Genomic DNA, 20,664 nt, shown 5'->3' with positions numbered 1-20,664 from the left:
GGGGCCGCCGCGGCGGCCCGGTGGTGGCGGACTGCGTCAGATGTCGAGGAAGCGGACGTCCTTGGCGTTGCGCTGGATGAAGGAGCGCCGGGCTTCGACGTCCTCGCCCATGAGCACGGAGAAGAGGTCGTCGGCGAGGGCCGCGTCATCAAGGGTGACCCGGCCAAGGACCCGGTGGTCGGCGTCCATGGTGGTGACGCGCAGTTCCTCCGCGTTCATCTCGCCCAGGCCCTTGAACCGCTGGATCGAGTCCTCCTTGACCCGCTTGCCGGCCTCACGCCCGGCTGCCACCAACACGTCGCGCTCGCGGTCGGAGTAGGCGTACTCGAAGTCGTCCCGGCTCCACTTGATCTTGTAGAGGGGAGGGCGGGACAGGTAGACATGACCTCCCTCGATGAGGGGGCGCATGAAACGGAACAGGAACGTCAGCAGCAGGGTGCTGATGTGCTGGCCGTCGACATCGGCGTCCGCCATCAGAATGATCTTGTGATAGCGGAGCTTCCCGATGTCGAACTCCTCGTGCACACCGGTCCCGAACCCGGAGATGAGGGCCTGGATCTCGGTGTTCTGGAGGATCTTGTCCATCCGTGCCTTCTCGACGTTCAGGATCTTGCCGCGGATCGGCAGGATGGCCTGGAACTCGGGGTCGCGGCCGGACTTGGCGCTGCCCCCGGCGGAGTCCCCCTCGACGATGAAGATCTCGCATTTGGCGGGGTCTTTGGACTGGCAGTCGGACAGCTTGCCGGGCAGCGACGCCGACTCCAGCAGCCCCTTGCGACGCGTCAGATCACGCGCCTTGCGGGCCGCGACGCGTGCGGTCGCGGCGGAGATGGCCTTGCGCACGATGTCGGCCGCCTCGACCGGATGCCGGTCGAACCAGTCCGACAGATGCTCGTGCACCACGCGCTGAACGAAGGTCTTGGCCTCCGTGTTGCCGAGCTTGGTCTTCGTCTGGCCCTCGAACTGCGGCTCGCCCAGCTTCACCGAGATGATCGCCGTCAGACCTTCGCGGATGTCCTCGCCGGAAAGATTGTCGTCCTTCTCCCGCAGCAGCCGCTTCTCGCGCCCGTAGCGGTTGACGATCGTGGTGAGAGCGGTCCGGAATCCCTCCTCGTGGGTTCCGCCGTCATGGGTGTGGATCGCGTTCGCGTAGGAGTACACGCTCTCGCTGTACTGACCGTTCCACTGCAGGGCGATCTCCACCGACAGCAGCCGCCCGGCGTCCTCGGCCTCGATGTCGATGACGGTGGGGTGCACGGGCTCGCCCTTGCGCGCGTTGAGGTACGCCACGAAGTCGACGATGCCGCCGTCATAGCGGTATTCGACCGCCCTGGGTGCCGGGCTCTCCTCAACGGCCGCCCCGGCCGGGCCCGTTGGCGCGGCCGTCCGCTCATCGACCAGGGTCAGGGTCAGGCCCTTGTTCAGGAAGGCCATCTCCTGGAAACGCCGCGAGAGCGTCTCGAAGGAGTAGTCGGTGGTCTCGAAGATGTCGCCGTCCGCCCAGAACGTGATGGACGTGCCGGTTTGCGAGGACTCCTCGTGCCGGACCAGTGGACCGCTCGGCAGCCCGTGTTCATAACTCTGGCTCCACCGGTAACCGTCGGCGCGCACCTCTGCCGTCAGCCTCGTCGACAGGGCATTGACCACCGACAGGCCCACCCCGTGCAGACCGCCCGAGACGGCGTACCCCCCACCCCCGAACTTGCCGCCCGCGTGCAGCACGGTCAGGACGACCTCGATCGCCGGCCGCCCTGTGGCGGGGTGCAGGCCGACCGGAATGCCACGGCCGTTGTCGACGACCCGCACACCGCCGTCGGCCAGGATCGTCACGTCGATCCGGTCCGCGACGCCGGCCAGGGCCTCGTCGACGGAGTTGTCCACGATCTCCTGCACCATGTGGTGCAGGCCCCGCTCACCGGTCGAGCCGATGTACATGCCCGGACGCCTGCGGACCGCGTCCAAGCCGTCCAAGACAGTGATGTCGCGTGCGTCGTAGGAACCAGAGGGCTGCTCGTCCCGAAGGGGATCGAGGGTTTCGACGCCGGCCGGAACACCGGATTCACTCAAGGCAACACTCGCTTTCGGGCACGACGAACATCGCTGCCGCTTACGCGTACGGCAGCGATGGGTCACTGGCGATTGAGGAGCCGCAGACGGACAGCCGAAAGCCCGCCTGCCAGGCCAGGCCCCGGACCACCCACGCGACCGGGACACGCTTGAACTCTACCCAAGGATGAAATGAGGACCAGGGCGAGAAGACCGCTGGAACGGCCCCTGGCGCCCGAACTCGCGCTCTCATTAATCCCCCCACCTGGATCCGCCCAATCCGGCCCAGGATGGCCTCACGGCCGTTCTGCGGGTGTCTCAGGAGCGGGCTCGACCGACAATTTTTCAACCTCCCGCAGCGCGTGTCCTACACCCCTCCCTGGCCTCCGCCCGCGGTCGTTCGGTGCTCCCACCCATGCGGAGGATCCCTCCAAGGGGGCAGGCGCCGGGATTTGCCGGACACCCGCCTCGCGCACGGTCTAGCGTGCCGGGGTACCGCGATTCCCGCCGCGGTCACATGAGGAGGAATCCCGTGCCGTCACCCTGTGATCCGCAGCATGCTCCCGCCGGAGACGTGGGGGGAGCGCTCATGGTGATCGACTCCCGGCTCAAGCAGATCCGCGAGGGCAAGAAGGGGACCGATCCGGACCAACAGGCGCTGATCGCCCAGTACATGGCCTCTCTGGGACCCCGGGGCGCTGATGACCTGGTGGACGGCGCGTGCACGCTCATCTACATGTTCATGCAGTGGCTGCGGGCGGCGTACGAGGATCACGGCAAGGACGTCATCGAGTACGTGGTGCCCAACCTCGTGGCCGCGATGCGCATGATGCCCAAGAGCGCCCGCCCCGAAGCCATCCCCACCATGGCCGGCCTGCTCGTCGCCGCGGGCACCGGACTGAGCCCCAACCTGTGGCGCAAACAGTACGGAGACTGGACCAAGGAGGAACTGACTCCTCTCGAAGCCACCGCCTTCCTGCTCGCGGAGCACATCAACCGCCTCACCGACGACCCGGACTTCGCCACCCGTCTGATCACCGAGGCGCTGTCCCGGGCAGAAGAGGGCTGAACTCCGGCCTCTCCCGACCCGCCAGTAACGACGCCCCGGGGCGGGGCCATCGCCCGTGTCGCGCGCCCTACCCCGCCGTCCACCAGGGGGCAGGGGTCCGCCGCGCGCTGCCGGGCCTGCGCACCCGGGTACGGTCGCCGCGTATCAGTGTCCGCATGATGGCCGCCCCCGTCAGCACCGCCGTGAGGTGCAGGGCCACGGCCATCGCGACGTTCTCGGGGTAGGCGATGCCGGACGGGTGTACCAGCGCCACATACATGGTGGCCGGCAGTCTCCAGCCGCTCCACGCAAACATCGAGCCAGACCCCAGCCACGCCAGCCCGAGCAGAAGCGGATACGGCAGCCTTGACGATCGGCGGACGAGAGCCAGGACGGCGGCGGACGCGACAAATGCCCAGCATCCGCCGACTCCGACGAGCACCTGCCAGTCGGCCGCCCGCCCGTCGCCGTGCGCGATGCCCAGCGAGCCACCGGCCGCCCAGTAGAGCCAGACCGCGCCCGTCACGGTGCTGGTCACCACGGGCCAGGACGGTGGCGAGGATGCGCGGACGCGGGGCCGCTCCGGCCGGCGCAGCGCCTGGGGCCAGCGCCGCCACAGATAGGCGGGAAGCGCGACGGCCAGCGCGATCCCGGTCCCTGTGAAGCTGCACTGGAGGAGCACCGACTCCCAGCCCGGCATCGCGGCGTCGCCCCCCGACGTGCCCGAGTCGGCGGGGCCGCCCGTCCCGGAGTCGAGGAGTGCGCTGACGACCACGAACGGCAGCATCGACACCAAGAACCCCGAGCCGATCCACGCGACGAGGACCACCAGTCGGCCCGGGATCCGCATCCCCCACGGTCGCACCAGCGCCAGCCCGAGCATGATTCCCGCCGCCGCCATCCCGATCGTCACGGTGTTGAGGACCAGCCAACCGCCGAGGCTGAACCCCCGCCCGACCGGCAGCAGCCCCAGAAGTGAACCGACCACCCATGACACCTTGATCACCAGATACGGCACGAGGGCCGCCGCGGCCCCATACGCCGCCATGCGCCCGACGCGATCCCAACGCTCCACCAGGTCTCCCTCCGTTGAGACCCATCCTTCGGCGCCAGGCACCCCTCCACATCAGCCCCGGGACGCACCCCGCTCCCCCGCTGGGCGGACTCCCCCTCCACCCTGCGGCCCCCCGCCCCCTTGGTGTCAAGCCGCGTACTGGTGGGCCGAGTAGGTCAGGTAGCCGGAGTCACCTCCCTGGTAGTACGTGGCCTCATCGACAGGGGCGATCGGAAGGCCGGACCGCAGGCGCTCGACCAGGTCGGGGTTGGAGATGAAGGCGCGGCCGAAGCTGATGAGTTCGGCTCCCAGACCGAGCCAGTGGTCGGCGTCGTCCCGCCCGACCTGCTTGGGGCCCATGGGGAGCGCGGGGTTCATGATGAGGGTCCCCGGCCAGGCCCGGCGCAGGGCCACGAGTGTCTCTTCGTCGGCCGTCGCCTCCAGGTGAACGTACGCAAGCCCGAGCGGGGCCAGTTCGGTGAGCAGCGCGGTGTAGAGCTCGCGGACATCGGTTTCCTCGACTCCCCAGAACGTCGCACCTGGTGAGAGCCGGATTCCGGTCCTGGCGCCGCCGACGGCCCGGACGGTGGCGGAGACCGCCTCGACGGCGAACCTGATGCGGTTGGTGATCGGACCCCCGTAGCGGTCGGTCCGCAGGTTGGCGTTGGACGAGAGGAACTGCGAGATGAGGTAGCCGTTCGCGCCGTGCAGTTCCACTCCGTCGAAGCCCGCGTCGACCGCGCGGCGGGCGGCCTGGGCGTAAGACTGCGCGTGCTCAGGCACTTCGGCGGTCTCCAGCGCGCGTGGCATCGGAGCGGGTTGGGGTCCGGTGGGGGTGAACACATCGCCGACGGCGGCCACCGCGGAGGGCCCGACCGGTTGCAGACCGGTGGTGTCGGGATGGGAGACACGGCCGCCGTGCATGATCTGGGCGAAGATCCGTCCGCCGTTGGCGTGGACGGCCGCGGTGACGGGGCGCCACGATTCCACCTGCTCGTCGGTGTGCAGGCCCGGTGTGCCCGGGTTGGACTGCCCGATCAAGCTGGGCTGCACACCCTCGCTCACTATGAGCCCGGCGGTGGCCCGCTGGGCGTAGTAGGTGGCCATCGACGGCGTCGCAAGACCACCGACGGCGGCCCGGACCCGGGTCATCGGCGCCATGACCACCCGGTTGGGCAGCGTGAGGCCGCCGAGTTGGTAGCTGGTGAAGAGGGTCGTCACGTCAGGACTCCTTCGCGATCCGCCGTACCCGCCCTTCGGGTACGGCAGTTACGCTAAAACCTGACATTGACGTCAGAGGCAAGTGCCTGTGGCGCGGAACACATCGGGGAGGCTCTGTGCGCATCGGGGAGCTCGCGTCACGGGCCGGAGTCAGTGTCCGGTCCGTGCGGTACTACGAGGAGCAGGGGCTGCTCACCAGCACCCGCAGCCCCAGCGGGCAGCGGCACTACACGAACGACGAGGTCGAACGGGTCGCGTTCATCCAGCGGTTGTACGCCGCGGGCCTGTCCAGCCGGACCATCGCGGAGCTGTTGCCGTGTGTCGAGGCCCCCAGCGAGGAGAACTCCGACTCGGCGTTGGAACGGATGGCTGTGGAGCGCGAACGGCTCTCCACTCACATCGCCGAACTCCTGCGTACCAGGGACGCACTCGACGAGGTGATGGCCGGCGCCCGAGCGTACCGGGAACAGCTGGGAGCGCCCTCGACCGTCTGACCGGTGGGCCCGGGCTCCGTCCCCTACGGGTGCCGCTCGCATGGGCCGCGCAGTGTCAGTCGGCCGACAGGGCTCGCAGAAGGTCGCCGACCTTGGGGGTCGGGCAGGGCGCGGGCGACATCCGCCAGTGCGTGTCCGTCGATGACGGGCAGCCGACGCACCTTGTGCTCGGTCACGGTGCGCAGGATCTCGTCGGCGTCGTCGTCGGCTCCGATGGTGACGGCCTCACCCTGAGCGAGGTCGCCCGCCTTGACGGAGGCTGGGCCCCTGCCCGCTCCCAGGACCTTCACCAGGCTGCTGCGGCTGAACCCGGGCACTGGATGGGTGCCCTTTGCCCCAGCCGCACAACGACCTCCCCCGCACATCGATCCGACGGCCCCGTCTCGTCCGGCCCAACTCGACGCGCGGACCGTTAGCGGCCTCCGTCGTCGGGAACCCGTTGCCGTGGTCGGCCAGAGCGGTCGGCACGTGCGGAAAAGGGGAGCCATGGGCCACGGCGGAGATGTCATCAACGAACTGAGCACGGATCACCAGGAAGTCCACGAGTTCTTCGCGCAGATCGAGAAAGCCCCTCCGGCCAGCAGCGAGCGCAAGCAGCTGGCTGACCAGCTCACCATCGAGCTCGTCCGGCACTCGGTGGCCGAAGAGCAGCATCTGTACCCCGCCGTGCGCCAGTACCTGCCGGGCGGTGACGCCCTGGCCGACAAGGAGATCGCCGATCACGGACGGGTGGAAGAGCTCCTGAAGACCCTGGAGGGGCTCAGCGCCGACGACCCCGAGTTCAACCATGTCATCGTCAAGCTCCGCACCGAGGTGGAAGCTCACATCAAGGAAGAGGAGACCGTCCTCTTCGCCCGGCTTCGCACCGTCTGCAACCCGAGCGATCTGGAAGAGCTGGGAGACAAGGTCCGCACCGCGAAGAAGCTTGCCCCGACCCGCCCTCACCCCAGCACCCCGAGCACTCCCCCCGCCAACAAGCTTCTGGCGCCGGGCGTCGGCCTGGTCGACCGGGCCCGCGACTTCGTCACCGGCCGCGGCAAGTAGCCGTTCACCACCGACCCGGTGAGGGGTGGGGGCTACCGCGGAGCCCACGCGATCGACCGCGCCCACCAGGCGCTGTTCGACGGCTTCCTCAAGGGCACCCGGCTCATCCTCGACCTCGTCGATCTCCGCTTCGGCGGCACCGACACCGCGGTCGCTGTCGCCCGGGGCGACGTCCGCAAGCAGCAGGGCGCCAGGGCGCGGGGCAAGGGTGTTGAAGTGAGGCAGTCCGCCCGGCAGTTCAGCCGACGACCGGGCTGCGGCGTTCGACCAGGACCACGTCGCGCCACTGGCCGTCGTGCCGGCCGATGCGCTCGCGGGTGCCGATGACGCGGAACCCGGCCCGCTCGTGCAGGGCCAGGCTCGCGCTGTTCTCGGGGAAGATGCCGGACTGGATCGTCCAGATGCCCGCGGTCTCGGTGGAGTCGATCAGGGCCGTCAGGAGGGCCGAGCCGACACCGCGGCCGCGGGCGCCGGGATGGACGTAGACGGAGTGCTCGACGACCCCGGCGTACGCGCACCGGTCGGACACCGGCACCACCGCTGCCCATCCCACCACCTGGTCGGCGTCGTCCAGGGCCACGAGGCGGTGCTCGCACAGCTTGGCCGCGTCGAAGACCTCCCAGGTCGGAGCCGCGGTCTCGAAGGTGGCGTTGTGCTCGTCGATGCCGAGTTGGTAGATCGAGAGCACAGCAGAGGCGTGCTTGGGCTGCATCGCCGCGACGCGTACGCCGATGGTCGTGCTCACCGCTTCGGCTCGATGCCGAGTTCGGTGAGCAGGACGCGGATACGCCGCTCGATCTCGTCGCGGATCGGCCGGACGGCCTGGACTCCCTGTCCGGCGGGGTCGTCCAGCTTCCAGTCCAGGTAGCGCTTGCCCGGGAAGTAGGGGCAGGCGTCCCCGCAGCCCATCGTGATGACCACGTCGGAGGCCTGCACCGCCTCGACGGTGAGGACCTTCGGGGTCTCCGCGGAGATGTCGATGCCGCTCTCCTTCATGGCCTCCACCACGGCGGGGTTCACGGCGTCGGCGGGGGCGGAGCCGGCGGAGCGGACCTGGACCCGGTCGCCCGCGAGGTGAGTGAGGAAGGCGGCGGCCATCTGGGAGCGCCCGGCGTTGTGCACGCAGACGAACAGCACGGACGGGGCGGCGGGAGTGCTCATGAGGACACGGCGCTTTCTTCTGCGGGGCGGGCGGGCGCGGCGAGCCGCTGCTCGCCGTGCGGGACGACAACCTCGTCCCCGGTCACGGGTGTTGGACGGCCGAAGGTGACGGCGACCAGGACCGGACCGCCGACGGCGCCGACGAGCTGGGCGGCGAGGAACGGAGCCACGGAGGCGGGGGCGATGCCGGCGAAGGTGTCGGTGAACGCCCGGCCGATCGTCACCGCCGGATTGGCGAAGCTGGTGGAGGAGGTGAACCAGTAGGCGGCGCCGATGTAGGAGGCGACGGCGACCGGTGCCAGGTGCGCGCGGCCGACGCGCGCCAGACCGAAGATCAGCCAGACCAGTCCCGCGGTGGCGACCACTTCGCCCAGCCATAGGTGCCCGGCGGAGCGGTCGTGCGTCGACCACTGCACCAGCGGTCGGCCGAACATGGCGTCGGCGAGGACCGCGCCGCAGATCGCCCCGGCGATCTGCGCGGGCACGTACACGGCCACCTCCAGGGGGCTCGGCCCGTCGCCGTCGCGGCGCCCGGTGAACCAGGCGGCCAGCGTCACGACGGGGTTGAAGTGCGCCCCGGAGACCGAGCCGAGCAGGGCGATGAGCACGCCCAGGCCGAAGACGGTCGCCAGCGAGTTGGCCAGCAGCTGTACGCCGACGTCGCGGCTCAGCTCGGTCGCCTGGATGCCGGAGCCGACCACCACCGCCACCAGCGCCGCGGTGCCGACGGCCTCGGCCGCCGCCCGCCGCGCCAGCGGCGCCGGCGCGCTCACGCGGACGCCTTCGCGGGCACGGCGGGGGTTTCAAGGAGAGCGGACAGCTTGGCCAGGGCCTCGGGAAGCACCCAGTAGTACACCCAGGTCCCCCGCCGCTCGGAGCCGACCAGCCCGGCCTCGCGCAGCACCTTCAGGTGGTGGGAGATGGTCGGCTGGGAGACGTCGAACGGGCCGACCAGGTCGCACACGCACGCCTCCCCGCCCTCGTGGGAGGCGATCAGGGACAGCAGCCGCAGCCGGACCGGGTCGGCCAGGGCCTTGAACATCCGCGACAGCTCGGCCGCCTCCACCTCGCCCAGCGGTTCGCGGACCATCGGGGCGCAGCACGCCCCGTCCTGGCCGAGCACCGGCAGATCAGCTTGTTTCGACATTCTTCTATGTTGACGGATGTCTATCCAGCTGACAACCTCGGCTGTATCGACAGCCGTCGATACAGCGTCGTCCCGGATGGGAGACCGCCATGTCCCGAGTCCAGCTCGCCCTGCGCGTCGCCGACCTGGAAGGCTCGATCGCCTTCTACTCAAGGCTGTTCGGCGCCGAGCCCGCCAAGCGGCGCGAGGGCTACGCCAACTTCGCGATCACCGAGCCCCCGCTGAAGCTGGTCCTCATCGAGGGCGATGCGGGCGAGGAGACCCGCCTGGACCATCTCGGTGTCGAGGTCGCCAGTACCGAGGACGTCAGTGCCGCCACGACCCGGCTGAAGGAATCGGGCCTGGCCACGTTCGAGGAGAACGACACCTCCTGCTGCTACGCGCTGCAGGACAAGGTGTGGGTGACCGGTCCGGGCAAGGAGCCGTGGGAGGTGTACGTGGTCAAGGCCGACGCCGACACCCTGGAGAAGGATGACGCCGCCCCGGACGCCTGCTGCGGCACCACCGCCTGCTGCACTCCCGCGGAGCAGGCCCTCGATCCCGAGCAGAGCCCGGCGGAGGCGAAGGCCGCCTCCGGGTGCGGCTGCGCCAGCTGAGCTGAACGTGTCCAGCCCGGCTCGATCCGCTTCAACCCGCCGGTCCAACAGGGAAGACGATCGCTGCCCCGGCCTCCACGCGCCACATCGCGAGGCGCTGTGCCCTCCGGCGCTCGCCGTGCTGTCGCGGCTGCCCCTCTTCAGCGTCAGGCGGCGGCCGCTGCCCCGTGCGCCGGGGGGCGTCGATCACGGCCTCCCGGGTGGCGGTGGCGCCAGAACCAGAACACCGCGCAGGACAGCAGGGACCATCCGGCCAGCACGAGGAACGGGAAGGCGTGCTGAGCGTCCGAGAAGTACACGGCGGTGTGCTGCGCGTTCACCGACGCACCCGGTGGCAGCCAGCGCCCGACGTGGCCGAGCACCGACGGCAGCAACGGCCAGGACACCGCGCCGCCCGACGAGGGGTTGCCGAGCAGGACCATGAGACCCCACGTGGGCAGCATCGCCCAGCGCCCGATGAGGGTGTTGAACATGGTGAACACCATCCCGGACGTGAACATCGTGAAAGCGAGGATCAACCAGGACTCGAAGAACGGCAGGCTCACCGCGCCGAGTCCCCAGTCGACCACGGCGGCAATGGTGAACCCGCCGAGCAGCGAATAGGCCACCGTGAACGCGATCCGCTCCAGCGGATTCAGGCTCCGGGCGTGCACGCTGAGCTGAATGGACCCGACGAAGCCCAGCACCACGGCGGCCAGCGAGATGTAGAACAGCGCCAGGCCACGCGGGTCGCCCTGCTGGAGCGGTTTGACGTCCGTGATCGTCACCGGCACGCCGATCGCCTTGGCCACCTGGGGCGCGGCCTGCGTGAGCACCTGAGCCACGGAGGCACCGGCCGCGCCCGCCACCTCCATGCGCACGCCGTCGGGGCGGACGTCGAGCACCGCGAAGACGGTCTGCTCCTCCATGGCCCGCCGGGCCGCGCGCTCGTTCTCGTACGGCCGCAGGGCGAGAGAGGTGTTGAGCGCCTGGTCCATTCCCGCCACGAATTTCTTCGCGTCGGCCGAGTCGGGCGCCGCGACCAGAGCGGTGGGAATGTGCCGCGGCGTCGGATTGGCCATGGCATACGTGTAGGACCCCGCGAACAGACCGGCGGCAGCGGCCAGGATGAAGACCAGCACGACCGCCGGCAGGAACGGGGAGTCCCGGAAATCGGCCCATGCCCCGGCCACTCCGCGCTTCCTGGCGTGCGCGCCGTGCGGTGTGCTGACGTCGTCGTCTTCCAGGGGCATGGGCGGCTACTCCGGGGCTTGGGACGTTTTCCGTGCGCCTTCCCCGTGCGCCATGACCCATCTCAGGACCTTCGGCCCTGCGCACAGGGCCAGTGGTCCCGGAAGCGGGCTCGCTCGGGGGGGCACTCGTATCACGGCGATCGGCAAGTCCGTTCCCCCTCTCCGCTTCCCCGGTCACGCCGCTACCGAGTTATCCGAGAAAGAAACCAGAATTCCGATATAAGCATCATTGCCCGAATTTGCCCGACCTATCGCAGCCCTCACCACCCGAATACCGGCCGAGGCCGGCCCTGATCCGCGGAACAAACTCCCGGGCAAGCGCGGTCGGCGCCTCCTCCGGCATCATCGAGCGGTTACCGGAAAGTGATCGCACGTACCGCTGCACGGCGTACGCACGGCCGCTTGCAACCCTTCCCAGGCGGCCACCGGTCAGCCACGCAGGCGGAGCACACCCGGCGCCTGCGGGCAGCACAGCCTTGTTCCTCGCTCGGACACTGCGGCCACAACGGCTCGGGGAACAGCGCACTCGGCGACGGCCTGTTCCCGCGCTTGACGTCCGACCGCCCGCCCCGACCGACACCCAAGCCGGGCCTCACCCCCGGTTACGGCGCTCAGCGGCGTCGAAGGCGGGCGCGAGCGGGGCCAGCGCCGAGCGGAGTTGGTCGGGCAGAGAGCCGGAGGGCACGACGAATCCGCCGCCCGCCAGGCCGGCTCCGGCCTCCGCGCTCCCTGCCGGACGGAGCCAGCTTTCCAACGCGATGCGCACCGCCGCGGCCACGCTCGCGGCGAGCACACGGGCGGTGTGCACTCCGGGATCAGCCAGGCGTTCGGCGATCGCCTCGGTGAGAGGGGGCTCGATGCCTGCGGTGGTATCGAGGAACGCGTCGCGCAGCGCGGTCCGGGTGACGATCAGCAGCAGCGCCGCGGGGTCCTGCTCGCCGGTGTTCGTGTACTGCTGGACCACCGCGTCGGTGACGGCGTCGGCGAGACGCACTCCCGCGGGCCGGGCCGCGACCGCCGCCGCGATCCGCGCCTCCCGGTCCGCGGTGACAGCGGAGACGATGGCCTGCTCGCGGCTGGCGAAGTAGTTGTTGTAGGTGCGGGGCGAGACCCCGGCCGCCTCCGCGATGTCCTCGACCCGCACCCGGTCCGGCCCGCGCTCCAGGGCCAGGCGCAGCGCCGCCTCGCGCAGGGCCGCGCGTGTGGCCCGCTTCTTCCGCTCCCGCAGTCCCGCTGGTGGTGTCGTCACGGTCTCAGCGTTCCACACAGAACTGCGTGGGCGCAATCTTGCGTGCACGTACTTTTCCTGCCAGTCTCGACCGGACCGAGACCGAGGGAGAGGACCCCGCCATGCGCGCCAGAGGAATGACGTACGACACCGGATTCGTCCTGCACGGTCGGACATCCCGCGAGCACTTCGACCCGGGGGTGGTCCGGCGCGAACTCGCGATCATCCGCGACGACCTGCACTGCAACGCCGTCCAGATCATCGGCGGCGACCCGGACCGACTGGAGCTGGCCGCGGAAGCCGCAGCGGAACTCGGCCTGGAGGTCTGGTTCTCGCCCTATCCGCTGGAGCTGGATCAGCAGCAGATCCTCACGCTCTTCCGGGACTGCGCCGAGCGGGCGGAACGGCTCCGGCAGCACGGCGCCTCGGTCGTCTTCGTCGCCGGGGTCGAGCTGAGCGTGATGAACCGCGGGTTTTTGACCGGAGGGAGCCCCGAGGAGCGGGTCGAGCAGCTGATGGGCCGACCCGAGCGCCGGGCCGACGAAATGCGCCGACTCGGCGACCGCGTCAACGCCTTCCTCCGCGATGCCGCGGCCGTGATCCGCACCAGTTTCCAGGGCAGACTCACCTACGCGTCCATCCAGTTCGAGCAAGTCGACTGGACGCCTTTCGACTTCGCGACATTCGAACTGATCCGCTCCGCCGAGGTCGCGGACCGGTTCCGCGAGGCGGTGCGCACCCTGGCCCAGGGCCCCAAGCCGCTCGCCATCACCGGGTTCGGCACCGCGGCCTACCGTGGCGCCGGAGACCGCGGAGGGCGGGTCCTGGAGGTGGTCGAATACGACCCCGAAACCAAGGCCCCCGCGCGCCTGAACGGCGTATACGAACGTGACGAGTCGGGCCAGGCCGCCTATCTCAGCGAACTGCTGGACATCTTCGAGACCGAGGGCGTGGACAGCGCGTTCGTGTTCTTGTTCTCGCTGCCCGGCTACCCGCACCGTCCGGACGGCGACCCGAGGGACGACCTCGACCGGGCCGGTCTGGGCATCGTCAAACTCCTCGAAGGGCGCCGGGGGCAGACCTATCCCGAGATGGAGTGGGAACCCAAGGCCGCCTTCGCGGCCGTGGCCCAGCGGTATCGGAGCTGACAGGCCCACGGCGACCGCGGCCTCGGCCCCGGGCGGCGGACTCCTCCCGGAACGGACACGTCAGCGGCGTGCGGCACGGTCGGGCAACGGCTCCGGGGCGTCCGCCGGTTCGGGTGGCGCCGGTGTGTGGCTGATCTTCGGGAGCGCGTACGGGTGCTGCTCCTGCAACCAGCCGATCAGCTTCTCCCGGACGACACAGCGCACGGTCCACAGGTCGTCGGCGTCGCGGGCCGTGACCAGGGCCCGGACCTGGATCGTGGTGGGCGTGGTGTCCGTGACCACGAGGTTCCACGCCCGTCCGTCCCACGCGTCGCAGTTCTTCAGCACCCGGTGCAGTTCCTGGCGCAGCAGAGTGACCGGCGTGGCATGGTCCAGGTGGAAGTAGACGGTGCCGGTCATCTGGGCGCCGCCGCGGGACCAGTTCTGGAAGGGACGGTTGGTGAAGTACGAGACCGGCATGGTGATGCGGCGCTCGTCCCACGTCCTGACCACCAGATAGGTCAGCGTTATCTCCTCGACCGTCCCCCACTCCCCCTCGACCACCACGGTGTCGCCGAGCCGGACCATGTCGCCGAAGGCGATCTGCAGTCCCGCGAAGAGGTTGCCGAGCGTGGACTGCGCGGCGATACCGGCCACCGCCGCGATCACGCCCGCCGAGGCGAGCACCGAGGTGCCCAGTGTCTGCATCGCCCGGAACTGCATCAGCATGACGGCGCCCGTGACCGCCGCCACGACGGCGATCACCACCCGCTGGATGAGCGTGACCTGCGTCTGCACCCTGCGTACACGGGCCGCATCGTGCGACACCGACGCGTAGTGAGCGTATCCGGACTCGACGATCGCCCCGGCGATGCGCACGATCAGCCAGCCCACGGAAGCGATCAACAACAGGGTCAGGGCTCGATCGATACCGGCGTGATGCCCCCGGCCCACCCCCGCGGTCCTGTAGCTGCTCAGCAACAGGGCGGTACAGGCGGCGACTTGCAAAGGGACGCGGCAGCGGCGCAGGCGTGGCCACAGGAGGACCGCCGGATGCCGGGAGGCGATCTGGCGCAGCGCGAAGTCTGCCGCCCACCCCACGGCGAAGGTTGCGAGGATGACGCTTCCGGACACCAACAGTGGACGCAACACGATCTCCATGCACACCTTTCCTTCCTCAGCGTTCGTCGACGGGTGCTGGAGCGGCCGCCGTCATGCGCTGAACTGCCGTACACACGCGCAGCCTTCGGGCCGTCCCCTGCTCGCCGCCCCACGCCTTGTGCTGTTCTTCGCTGTCGTCCCGGCGCTCGCCTTCCGCCCGGGACGGGGCGTCCCGCATGGCCGGCTCCTTTCGCCGTCGTACCCGCACGGGGACAGCCCGCAGTGCGTCCGCGGGGTGCGCCCGGAAGGCGCATACCCGTCATACGTCGCTCCAGACCCAGCAGGGCCAAGACGTCGCCCAGGCTGTTCGCAGTCCTCTTCCTCGCGGCGCTGGCCCTGCTCAACGTTCGGGCAATCAGCGAATCCACGCGCGCCAACGTCGTGGCCACGCTCATCTGGACCAGTGGACTTCTCCTCACCATCGGACTCTCGGGCCGGGCCGCCGCACGGGAACAACGCGGGGGAGCCGAGCACGCGCGCCGGGCGTTTCGGGGAGACGGCGGCGGGAACCCGGCTCGCGCGCCGCCGACGGTCGGCCGTCCGGCGGTGTGGTCTACCGAGCCAGGTATCCCCACAGCAGAGAGAAGATGAGGCGCCGTGATCACGCGTACGGCCGAGCACAGGGCCCTGAAAGTGGCTGAGACCGGTTGGGCGAAAGCCCAGCGCTCCCGGAACAAGGGCATACGCACCTGTCTCCCACCCGTGGCGGAGAGCGGCTCCGAACCCCGCCCGAACGACGGTCCCGACGAAAACTTCGTACGAGGCGAGGACTGACCACCTCCAGCCGTCGCCCAACGCCGCGCGCTCAAGGCGAGGTCGGTATCCTCGCCGCCGTAGCCGGTGCGACCCCCCTCACAGAACCCGTCGATGCGTTCCCAGTCGGGAGCGATGAGCGGGCGAAGGACAGAGACCGGGTGCTCGCGGCGGGGAAGCGCGACCACCGGGGACGTTCGAGGTTCTGGGAAGCCCATGGCCTGCGGTCGCTCGGGTGGGCGCCGCGACAACCTGCGACAATGGGCGCCACCCGCACGGGCGTTGGGGGACGACCGGCCGAACGCGAGCCCGCACCACGAAGACTTCAGGCGCCCTGCCTGCTCCAACCCCACGGACGGGACACGTAAGCGAACGGCCGGACGCGTCGAGGGGCCCTGGCGCCGGATGACACCAGGGCCCCGAAGGAACTGCTACACCATCGGTCGGCCGTCATAGTGCGCCGACCTTCTCTTTCCGCGAGTCCGGCCTGAACAGTGGCGGGACTGCGGGGATCGCGGATGCGTGACCGGAGACCACCTCGCTATCGATGTCCTGCGGTACCCGGACCGATCTCTGCTGGTCCGGGCGATCCTGATGGCGTCCAACTCCTCCGTTCTTCCCTCTGAACCAATCACTTGCCAAAACGGGAACTGCGAACTGCTGGTACTGCCGTACCGCGAACCGCGAACCGCACCAACCGAAGACCACCGCCCAACAGCGGTACTCCTCGTGGCGGCCCCTCGACACTGCGGGCCACCCGGTCCGGTCGTCAGCCCCGTCGCCGTCCTGCAACCTCTCTGGCTTCGGAACTCCACCACCGCACCGTGCTGCGAACGCGGTTCCTGCTGCCCGGCAGTTCGTCTCTGCCGGGCCTTGTCAGACCTCGATGACAAGAGAAACCATAGTGACGTCACAACCCAATGTCTACCTCGGCCAGGATAGATTTCCTCGCGTCCGACGGCGAGGCGGTCGGCCGGACCCAAGCCCGGAACGACAACACCCTCGTTACCCCCGGAAGCGGACCGTTCCCACCGTTTGGCGGCTTCCTTCAGCCGATGCCCCTGACCCAACCCCCTCCGAGCCCGCGGCCCCGGGCGGCCGTGGCTCCCGCGGTCGGATGCGCCCCGCCGCTGGTCGGACGCCCTCGGCATGCGCTTCCATGACGTTGCGGGAGCGCCTGCTCAGTACGGCGTTCCATTGGCGAAGTCGGTGGCGAACGGCGCTTCGATGCCGTTGAGGACGTCGGGGCTGTTGACGATCAGGCCGAGTTCGCGGTTGTTGCTGAGCGAGTTGTCGGAGAAGTTCTCCGAACCGGCGAAGACCTTGGCCGTCGGGGTGCCGTAGTCGGCGACGATCGCCTTGGCGTGGATGTAGAGGCCGGTAGTGGAGGAAAAGGTGACGACCGCGCCACCGGCCTGCGTCACCTGGTCGAAGTAGCTGCCGTAACTGTCGGGGTTCATGCCGACCACCCGGACGGCGACGCCTCGGTTCTCGGCCGCCACCACGGCGTCGACGAGCGTTTGGTCACCGAACTCCAGCTGCTCCAGGTCCAGGGAGTGCTGAGCGCCGTTGATCAGGTCCAGCAGGCGCGTCTGCGAGTCGGTGGGTGACCAGACGAGGTGGTCGCCGTCCGAGGGAGTGATCGCGCTGTGGGTGTAGTCCGCGCTGAAGGTCCCCTCTATGGCAGCCACATCGGCGGCGTCGGTGTCGAAGACTCCGTAGTCCCGGCTGCTCGCGTAGTACGTCGAGTCCAGGTTTCCCGTGAGGATGAGCGATTGGGTGCCGTCCACGGTGATGGTCTTCTGGTGGGTGTAGACGTAATCGGGCGACGAGTACACCACCCCGACACCTGCGGATTGGAGGGCTCGGTAGGCCGCTCCGTTCACGGACGTGTGCTGGGCGTCGAGGATGACACGGACTCGCACTCCGGCCTTCTTGCGGCTCACCAGGGCGTTGACGGCGCTGGTGTCACGCAGTTCGTACATGGTCATGTCCACCGATTTGGTGGCCGAGTTGATGAAGTCGTACACGGCGGTGTGGTTCTGGTCGGGGAAGACCAGAGGGTTGGCGGCAGTCGCGGCCCGGGCGGCGCCCGGGGCGGCCAAGGCGACCATCGAGGACAGCAGCAGGGCGCCCGCCGAGAGGGCGGCCCGGCGGGCAGAATGAGGCAGCGGCATGCCGAACTCCGTCTGTGTGCACCGTAGTTGGTGGTCCAGGGCGTGTGCAGGACCCCATGGTGCGACCGCCGGGGTTTACGCGGGTAGACAGCGGAGGTTAACTTTTGGCATAGCCACGACAATGCCTTTTCGATGGCGCGCGCCGAGACTCCCCCGCGCTCAGCTGCTCACCACGCAGACCGCCGCCGTGCCCCACCTCTGTGGGGCACGGCGGCGGTCAGTCAGAAGCCGACGGTTGAAGCGCGCGGGTCAGGCCGACTCGGGGCTCGTCGCGTTGATGACTGCGAACACGCCGCCCTGCGGGTCCTGCACGACGGCCATCCGGCCCGCCATCATGTCGAACGGCGCCTTGAGGATGTTGCCACCCGCCCTGATCAACGCGTCGACCGTACTGTCGGTGTCATCGACCGAGAAGTACGTCAGCCAGTGCGAGGGCGTGCCCGGCGGGAGGCCGTCGAGTGCGGAGAGTGCCTGCATGCCGCCCACGGTCCTGCCCTCCGCGCTCAGCGCGAGGTAACCGCCCCCGCCCTCGAACGGCGCGGCGGTGAGGCCCAGCGTGTTGGAGTAGAAGGACGCGGCGACATCCGTGTCCGCGGTGTTGAGTTCGCTCCAGATGAACGCGCCGGGCTCGTTCACGATGCCGGCGCCGCGGAAGTCCTTGGCCTGCCAGAGGCCGAAGACGGCCCCGGTCGGGTCACTCATGACGGCCATGCTGCCGAGCGTCATCACGTCCATGCCCGGCACCATCACCTGGCCGCCATTGGCGGCACACTTCTTCTCCGTCGCCGCCAGGTCGGCCGTCGCGAGGTACGTGGTCCACACCGTCGGCGGCATCGGGTCCGGCTTGCTGCCGTCCGGGTTCATCGCGGCCATGATCCCGGCGACCGGTTGGCCCTTCAGCGTGCAGACCGCGTAACCCCCGGTCTCGGGCGCTCCGACCTCTCCCTGCCAGCCGAAGAGATCACGGTAGAAATCGAGGGCCGCTTCCTGGTCGGGGACCATCAGATCGACCCAGCAAGGGGTCCCAGGTGCGTACGGACCGGTGACTGTGGGCATGAGCAGCCTCCATGGACTGATCGAGCGGGGGTCCCGGTGCGGCGTGCGAAGAAGCTCGGCCCGTGATCCATCCCCTGCTGTGACGTCGAAGCCAGTCAAGCACTGGTCCGGGTCGTGTGCACCAGGAGGGATCCGGGCTCGCGGCCGCGCGTCCGACGGTGGCCGGCCTCCCCGTGCGCCGGGCGCGCCCGGCCCAGGTCCGCGCCCCCTCGCACGCCACAAGCACCCCCACCGAGCATGAAGGGGAGTCGAGATCCTTCCACCCCGGTTCAGCTGAACGATCGTCGGTAGGCGTGCGGGCTGACTCCCGTCGTGCGTTTGAAGCGGTCCCGGAAGGCGGTCGGTGAGCCGAAGCCGACCTGGGAGCCGATGCGCTCGACGGAGTGCTGAGTGGTTTCGAGGAGGTGCTGGGCCTGTCGGATCCGGGCCCGATGAAGCCACTGGAGCGGGGTCGTGCCGGTCTGTTCGCGGAAGCGGCGTATCAGCGTCCGGGTGCTGGTTCCGGCCTGGGCGGCGATGTCGGCGAGCGTGAGCTCGGCACCCAGGTTGTCCTGCAACCAGTTGAGCACGGGTTCGAGGAGGGAGCCGCGCGGTGTGGGCGCGTGGTCGCGGACGATGAACTGCGCCTGCCCACCCTCCCGTTCCAGGGGCATGACGGACATCCGGGCGGCGTCGGCGGCGACGGCCGAGCCGTAATCGCTCCGGATCATGTGCAGACACAGGTCCAGACCGGCGGCAGCGCCCGCGGAGGTGAGGAACTGACCGTTGTCGACGTACAGGACCCCCGGATCGACCGTGATATCCGGATGGATGGCGGCCAGCGCGTCGGCCGCCACCCAGTGCGTGGTGGCACGCATGCCGTCCAGGAGGCCCGTGGCGGCCAGGGCGAAGGTGCCCACACAGACGGAGGCGATGCGCGTACCGGCCTCCGCCGCCCTGCGCAGCGCCTCGCGAACGGCCGGGGCGAGCGGGTCCGTAGGGGTGTTGATGCCGGGCACGATGATCGTGTCCGCGCCCTGGAGCCCCTCCAGGCCCCAGGGCGCGCGCAGGGTGAACACCCCCGTGTCGATCTCCGGCTTCTCCGCGCATACGCGGATCTGGTATCCGGGGCGCCCGTCCGGCAGTCGAGTACGGGAGAAGACTTCGATCGGGGTCGACAGGTCGAACGGGATCACCCCGTCCAGCGCCAGAACAGCGACAGTGTGCATGGCCAGAAGATACCGCCCCGCCAGGCGACCAGCCCCTCGTCCAGGAGCTGCCAGGTCCTTGTCTGCCCAGGTCAAACGCCTGACAGGGCCGCATGGCAATAATCCGTTGAAGCGTGTCATTAATGCCACTGGGCCGAGAAATGCCGGGCGCCTAGCGTCAGGGGCGAGCCCGGCACAGGCAGGGCCGCTCGCACGCGGAGGAACTCTTCATGTACGCCCAGATCGTCCTCTTCGACGGCTTCGATCCGCTCGACGCCATCGCCCCCTACGAGGTCCTGCACGCCGGTGGTATCGCCTCCGGCGGCGCGGTGAGCGTGGAGCTCGTTTCCGCCGAGGGGCCGCGCGAAGTGGTCAGCGGCACCGGGGGCCTCGTACTGCGCGCCACGGGCACGCTCGACCCCGCGCGTGCGGGGCTGGTCCTCGTCCCCGGCGCCGCGGGCCGCATCGGGGAACCCGGCGAGGTCCTCGATCCCTCAGAAGGACAACAGGACGCGTCCATCCCGGTGTTGCTGGGCCGCACCCTCTCCACCGGGCTGCCCGCGCTGCTGAAGGCCGCGATGGACAACCCCGAGGTGACGGTCGCAACGGTGTGCGGCGGCTCGCTCGTACTGGCCATGGCCGGACTGCTGGAAGGCCGCCATGCCACCACCCATCACCTGGGCCGGGACATGCTGGACGCCACCGGCGCCCATGCGGTCGACGCCCGCGTCGTCGATGACGGCGACCTCGTCACCGGCGCCGGTGTCACCTCTGGACTGGACCTAGCCCTGTATCTGCTGGAGCGCGAAGTGGGCCCGCGGATCGCCCACGCCGTCGAGGACCTGTTCGCCCATGAACGCCGCGGCACCGTCTGGCGCGAGCGGGGCCCGGTGCCCGCCGCCTTCTGACCCCGCGCCACTCCCCTGTCCCCC

General features: G+C 69.7%; 20 protein-coding genes and 1 pseudogene. 6 read left to right on the top strand and 15 right to left on the bottom strand.

The features are described 5' to 3' along the window. Nucleotides 1–36: 36 nt before the first annotated feature. Nucleotides 37–2,067, bottom strand: a complete 2,031-nt coding sequence (gene gyrB, locus AC07F3_RS15760) for a DNA topoisomerase (ATP-hydrolyzing) subunit B (RefSeq protein WP_479114325.1) — start codon at nucleotides 2,065–2,067, stop codon at nucleotides 37–39. 511 nt (nucleotides 2,068–2,578) lie between these two features. Between gyrB and AC07F3_RS15755 the strand changes: the two genes are divergently transcribed. After that, the gene (locus AC07F3_RS15755) at nucleotides 2,579–3,115 is read left to right on the top strand and encodes a hypothetical protein (protein ID WP_479114323.1); all 537 of its coding nucleotides are present in this window, start codon (nucleotides 2,579–2,581) and stop codon (nucleotides 3,113–3,115) included. Nucleotides 3,116–3,182: 67 nt separating this feature from the next. On the opposite strand, the gene AC07F3_RS15750 is transcribed toward AC07F3_RS15755, so the two are convergent. After that, a complete protein-coding gene (locus tag AC07F3_RS15750) occupies nucleotides 3,183–4,142 on the bottom strand; it encodes a hypothetical protein (protein WP_479114321.1) in 960 nt (319 codons plus the stop codon). Nucleotides 4,143–4,295: 153 nt separating this feature from the next. After that, on the bottom strand, nucleotides 4,296–5,369 hold the full coding sequence (locus AC07F3_RS15745) for an alkene reductase (RefSeq protein ID WP_479114319.1): 1,074 nt from the start codon (nucleotides 5,367–5,369) through the stop codon (nucleotides 4,296–4,298). Between the two features lie 116 nt (nucleotides 5,370–5,485). Here AC07F3_RS15745 and AC07F3_RS15740 point away from each other — a divergent pair, with 116 nt between their 5' ends. Beyond that, complete coding sequence (locus AC07F3_RS15740; RefSeq protein ID WP_479114317.1) at nucleotides 5,486–5,863, top strand: MerR family transcriptional regulator; 378 nt, start codon at nucleotides 5,486–5,488, stop codon at nucleotides 5,861–5,863. 55 nt (nucleotides 5,864–5,918) lie between these two features. Here the strand turns inward: AC07F3_RS15740 and AC07F3_RS15735 are convergent. Further along, nucleotides 5,919–6,165 (bottom strand): annotated as a pseudogene (locus tag AC07F3_RS15735) (CBS domain-containing protein); the annotation flags it as partial. A 184-nt stretch (nucleotides 6,166–6,349) separates the two neighbouring features. On the opposite strand from AC07F3_RS15735, the gene AC07F3_RS15730 reads away from it, so the two are divergent. Next, on the top strand, nucleotides 6,350–6,907 hold the full coding sequence (locus AC07F3_RS15730) for a hemerythrin domain-containing protein (RefSeq protein ID WP_479114315.1): 558 nt from the start codon (nucleotides 6,350–6,352) through the stop codon (nucleotides 6,905–6,907). Nucleotides 6,908–7,145: 238 nt separating this feature from the next. Here AC07F3_RS15730 and AC07F3_RS15725 read toward each other — a convergent pair whose 3' ends face one another. From AC07F3_RS15725 to AC07F3_RS15710, 4 genes are read right to left on the bottom strand one after another with little or no spacing between them, the layout of a single operon-like run. Then, nucleotides 7,146–7,619, bottom strand: coding sequence for an N-acetyltransferase family protein (locus AC07F3_RS15725; protein WP_479114932.1), 474 nt, complete (start codon nucleotides 7,617–7,619; stop codon nucleotides 7,146–7,148). Between the two features lie 29 nt (nucleotides 7,620–7,648). Further along, entirely contained in the window at nucleotides 7,649–8,068 is a 420-nt protein-coding gene (locus AC07F3_RS15720; protein WP_479114313.1) for an arsenate reductase ArsC, read from the bottom strand. Then, nucleotides 8,065–8,841: an aquaporin gene (locus AC07F3_RS15715; protein ID WP_479114311.1), complete on the bottom strand. Its 777-nt coding sequence runs from the start codon at nucleotides 8,839–8,841 to the stop codon at nucleotides 8,065–8,067. Before AC07F3_RS15715 ends, AC07F3_RS15720 begins: the two co-directional genes overlap by 4 nt. Further along, nucleotides 8,838–9,215 (bottom strand): ArsR/SmtB family transcription factor, encoded by a 378-nt coding sequence (locus tag AC07F3_RS15710; RefSeq protein ID WP_479114309.1) that lies wholly within the window; start codon nucleotides 9,213–9,215, stop codon nucleotides 8,838–8,840. Before AC07F3_RS15710 ends, AC07F3_RS15715 begins: the two co-directional genes overlap by 4 nt. Before the next feature lie 89 nt (nucleotides 9,216–9,304). Here AC07F3_RS15710 and AC07F3_RS15705 point away from each other — a divergent pair, with 89 nt between their 5' ends. Continuing rightward, nucleotides 9,305–9,811, top strand: coding sequence for an ArsI/CadI family heavy metal resistance metalloenzyme (locus AC07F3_RS15705; RefSeq protein WP_479114307.1), 507 nt, complete (start codon nucleotides 9,305–9,307; stop codon nucleotides 9,809–9,811). 146 nt (nucleotides 9,812–9,957) lie between these two features. Here AC07F3_RS15705 and AC07F3_RS15700 read toward each other — a convergent pair whose 3' ends face one another. Together AC07F3_RS15700 and AC07F3_RS15695 are read right to left on the bottom strand one after the other, a co-directional pair. Beyond that, complete coding sequence (locus AC07F3_RS15700; protein WP_479114305.1) at nucleotides 9,958–11,043, bottom strand: ABC-2 transporter permease; 1,086 nt, start codon at nucleotides 11,041–11,043, stop codon at nucleotides 9,958–9,960. A 592-nt stretch (nucleotides 11,044–11,635) separates the two neighbouring features. Further along, nucleotides 11,636–12,292, bottom strand: a complete 657-nt coding sequence (locus AC07F3_RS15695) for a TetR/AcrR family transcriptional regulator (protein ID WP_479114303.1) — start codon at nucleotides 12,290–12,292, stop codon at nucleotides 11,636–11,638. 116 nt (nucleotides 12,293–12,408) lie between these two features. Between AC07F3_RS15695 and AC07F3_RS15690 the strand changes: the two genes are divergently transcribed. Continuing rightward, a complete protein-coding gene (locus AC07F3_RS15690) occupies nucleotides 12,409–13,419 on the top strand; it encodes a hypothetical protein (protein ID WP_479114930.1) in 1,011 nt (336 codons plus the stop codon). Between the two features lie 60 nt (nucleotides 13,420–13,479). Here AC07F3_RS15690 and AC07F3_RS15685 read toward each other — a convergent pair whose 3' ends face one another. The 5 genes from AC07F3_RS15685 to AC07F3_RS15665 all read right to left on the bottom strand — a co-directional run bounded on the left by AC07F3_RS15685 (nucleotide 13,480) and on the right by AC07F3_RS15665 (nucleotide 19,753). Next, nucleotides 13,480–14,559, bottom strand: a complete 1,080-nt coding sequence (locus tag AC07F3_RS15685; RefSeq protein WP_479114301.1) for a mechanosensitive ion channel family protein — start codon at nucleotides 14,557–14,559, stop codon at nucleotides 13,480–13,482. Nucleotides 14,560–14,575: 16 nt separating this feature from the next. Next, on the bottom strand, nucleotides 14,576–14,737 hold the full coding sequence (locus tag AC07F3_RS15680) for a hypothetical protein (RefSeq protein ID WP_479114299.1): 162 nt from the start codon (nucleotides 14,735–14,737) through the stop codon (nucleotides 14,576–14,578). 1,756 nt (nucleotides 14,738–16,493) lie between these two features. Further along, on the bottom strand, nucleotides 16,494–17,489 hold the full coding sequence (locus tag AC07F3_RS15675) for a phospholipase D-like domain-containing protein (RefSeq protein ID WP_479114297.1): 996 nt from the start codon (nucleotides 17,487–17,489) through the stop codon (nucleotides 16,494–16,496). A gap of 249 nt (nucleotides 17,490–17,738) precedes the next feature. Continuing rightward, a complete protein-coding gene (locus AC07F3_RS15670) occupies nucleotides 17,739–18,545 on the bottom strand; it encodes a VOC family protein (protein WP_479114295.1) in 807 nt (268 codons plus the stop codon). Between the two features lie 269 nt (nucleotides 18,546–18,814). Beyond that, complete coding sequence (locus tag AC07F3_RS15665) at nucleotides 18,815–19,753, bottom strand: GlxA family transcriptional regulator (RefSeq protein ID WP_479114293.1); 939 nt, start codon at nucleotides 19,751–19,753, stop codon at nucleotides 18,815–18,817. A 209-nt stretch (nucleotides 19,754–19,962) separates the two neighbouring features. On the opposite strand from AC07F3_RS15665, the gene AC07F3_RS15660 reads away from it, so the two are divergent. Next, nucleotides 19,963–20,640, top strand: coding sequence for a DJ-1/PfpI family protein (locus AC07F3_RS15660; protein ID WP_479114291.1), 678 nt, complete (start codon nucleotides 19,963–19,965; stop codon nucleotides 20,638–20,640). Nucleotides 20,641–20,664 lie beyond the last annotated feature (24 nt).

The sequence above is a fragment of the Streptomyces sp. NPDC045846 genome (genome assembly GCF_056431605.1).
This window is presented reverse-complemented; position numbering and strand designations above follow the sequence as displayed.

What these genes read in the sequence shown, in the direction of transcription:
- AC07F3_RS15750 (WP_479114321.1), bottom strand. Translation starts at nt 4,142, where the DNA reads ATGGCGGCGTATGGGGCCGCGGCGGCCCTCGTGCCGTATCTGGTGATC.
- AC07F3_RS15730 (WP_479114315.1), top strand. Translation starts at nt 6,350, where the DNA reads ATGGGCCACGGCGGAGATGTCATCAACGAACTGAGCACGGATCACCAG.
- AC07F3_RS15725 (WP_479114932.1), bottom strand. Translation starts at nt 7,619, where the DNA reads ATGCAGCCCAAGCACGCCTCTGCTGTGCTCTCGATCTACCAACTCGGC.
- AC07F3_RS15720 (WP_479114313.1), bottom strand. Translation starts at nt 8,068, where the DNA reads ATGAGCACTCCCGCCGCCCCGTCCGTGCTGTTCGTCTGCGTGCACAAC.
- AC07F3_RS15710 (WP_479114309.1), bottom strand. Translation starts at nt 9,215, where the DNA reads ATGTCGAAACAAGCTGATCTGCCGGTGCTCGGCCAGGACGGGGCGTGC.
- AC07F3_RS15705 (WP_479114307.1), top strand. Translation starts at nt 9,305, where the DNA reads ATGTCCCGAGTCCAGCTCGCCCTGCGCGTCGCCGACCTGGAAGGCTCG.
- AC07F3_RS15700 (WP_479114305.1), bottom strand. Translation starts at nt 11,043, where the DNA reads ATGCCCCTGGAAGACGACGACGTCAGCACACCGCACGGCGCGCACGCC.
- AC07F3_RS15690 (WP_479114930.1), top strand. Translation starts at nt 12,409, where the DNA reads ATGACGTACGACACCGGATTCGTCCTGCACGGTCGGACATCCCGCGAG.
- AC07F3_RS15685 (WP_479114301.1), bottom strand. Translation starts at nt 14,559, where the DNA reads ATGGAGATCGTGTTGCGTCCACTGTTGGTGTCCGGAAGCGTCATCCTC.
- AC07F3_RS15680 (WP_479114299.1), bottom strand. Translation starts at nt 14,737, where the DNA reads ATGCGGGACGCCCCGTCCCGGGCGGAAGGCGAGCGCCGGGACGACAGC.
- AC07F3_RS15675 (WP_479114297.1), bottom strand. Translation starts at nt 17,489, where the DNA reads ATGCCGCTGCCTCATTCTGCCCGCCGGGCCGCCCTCTCGGCGGGCGCC.
- AC07F3_RS15670 (WP_479114295.1), bottom strand. Translation starts at nt 18,545, where the DNA reads ATGCCCACAGTCACCGGTCCGTACGCACCTGGGACCCCTTGCTGGGTC.
- AC07F3_RS15665 (WP_479114293.1), bottom strand. Translation starts at nt 19,753, where the DNA reads ATGCACACTGTCGCTGTTCTGGCGCTGGACGGGGTGATCCCGTTCGAC.
- AC07F3_RS15660 (WP_479114291.1), top strand. Translation starts at nt 19,963, where the DNA reads ATGTACGCCCAGATCGTCCTCTTCGACGGCTTCGATCCGCTCGACGCC.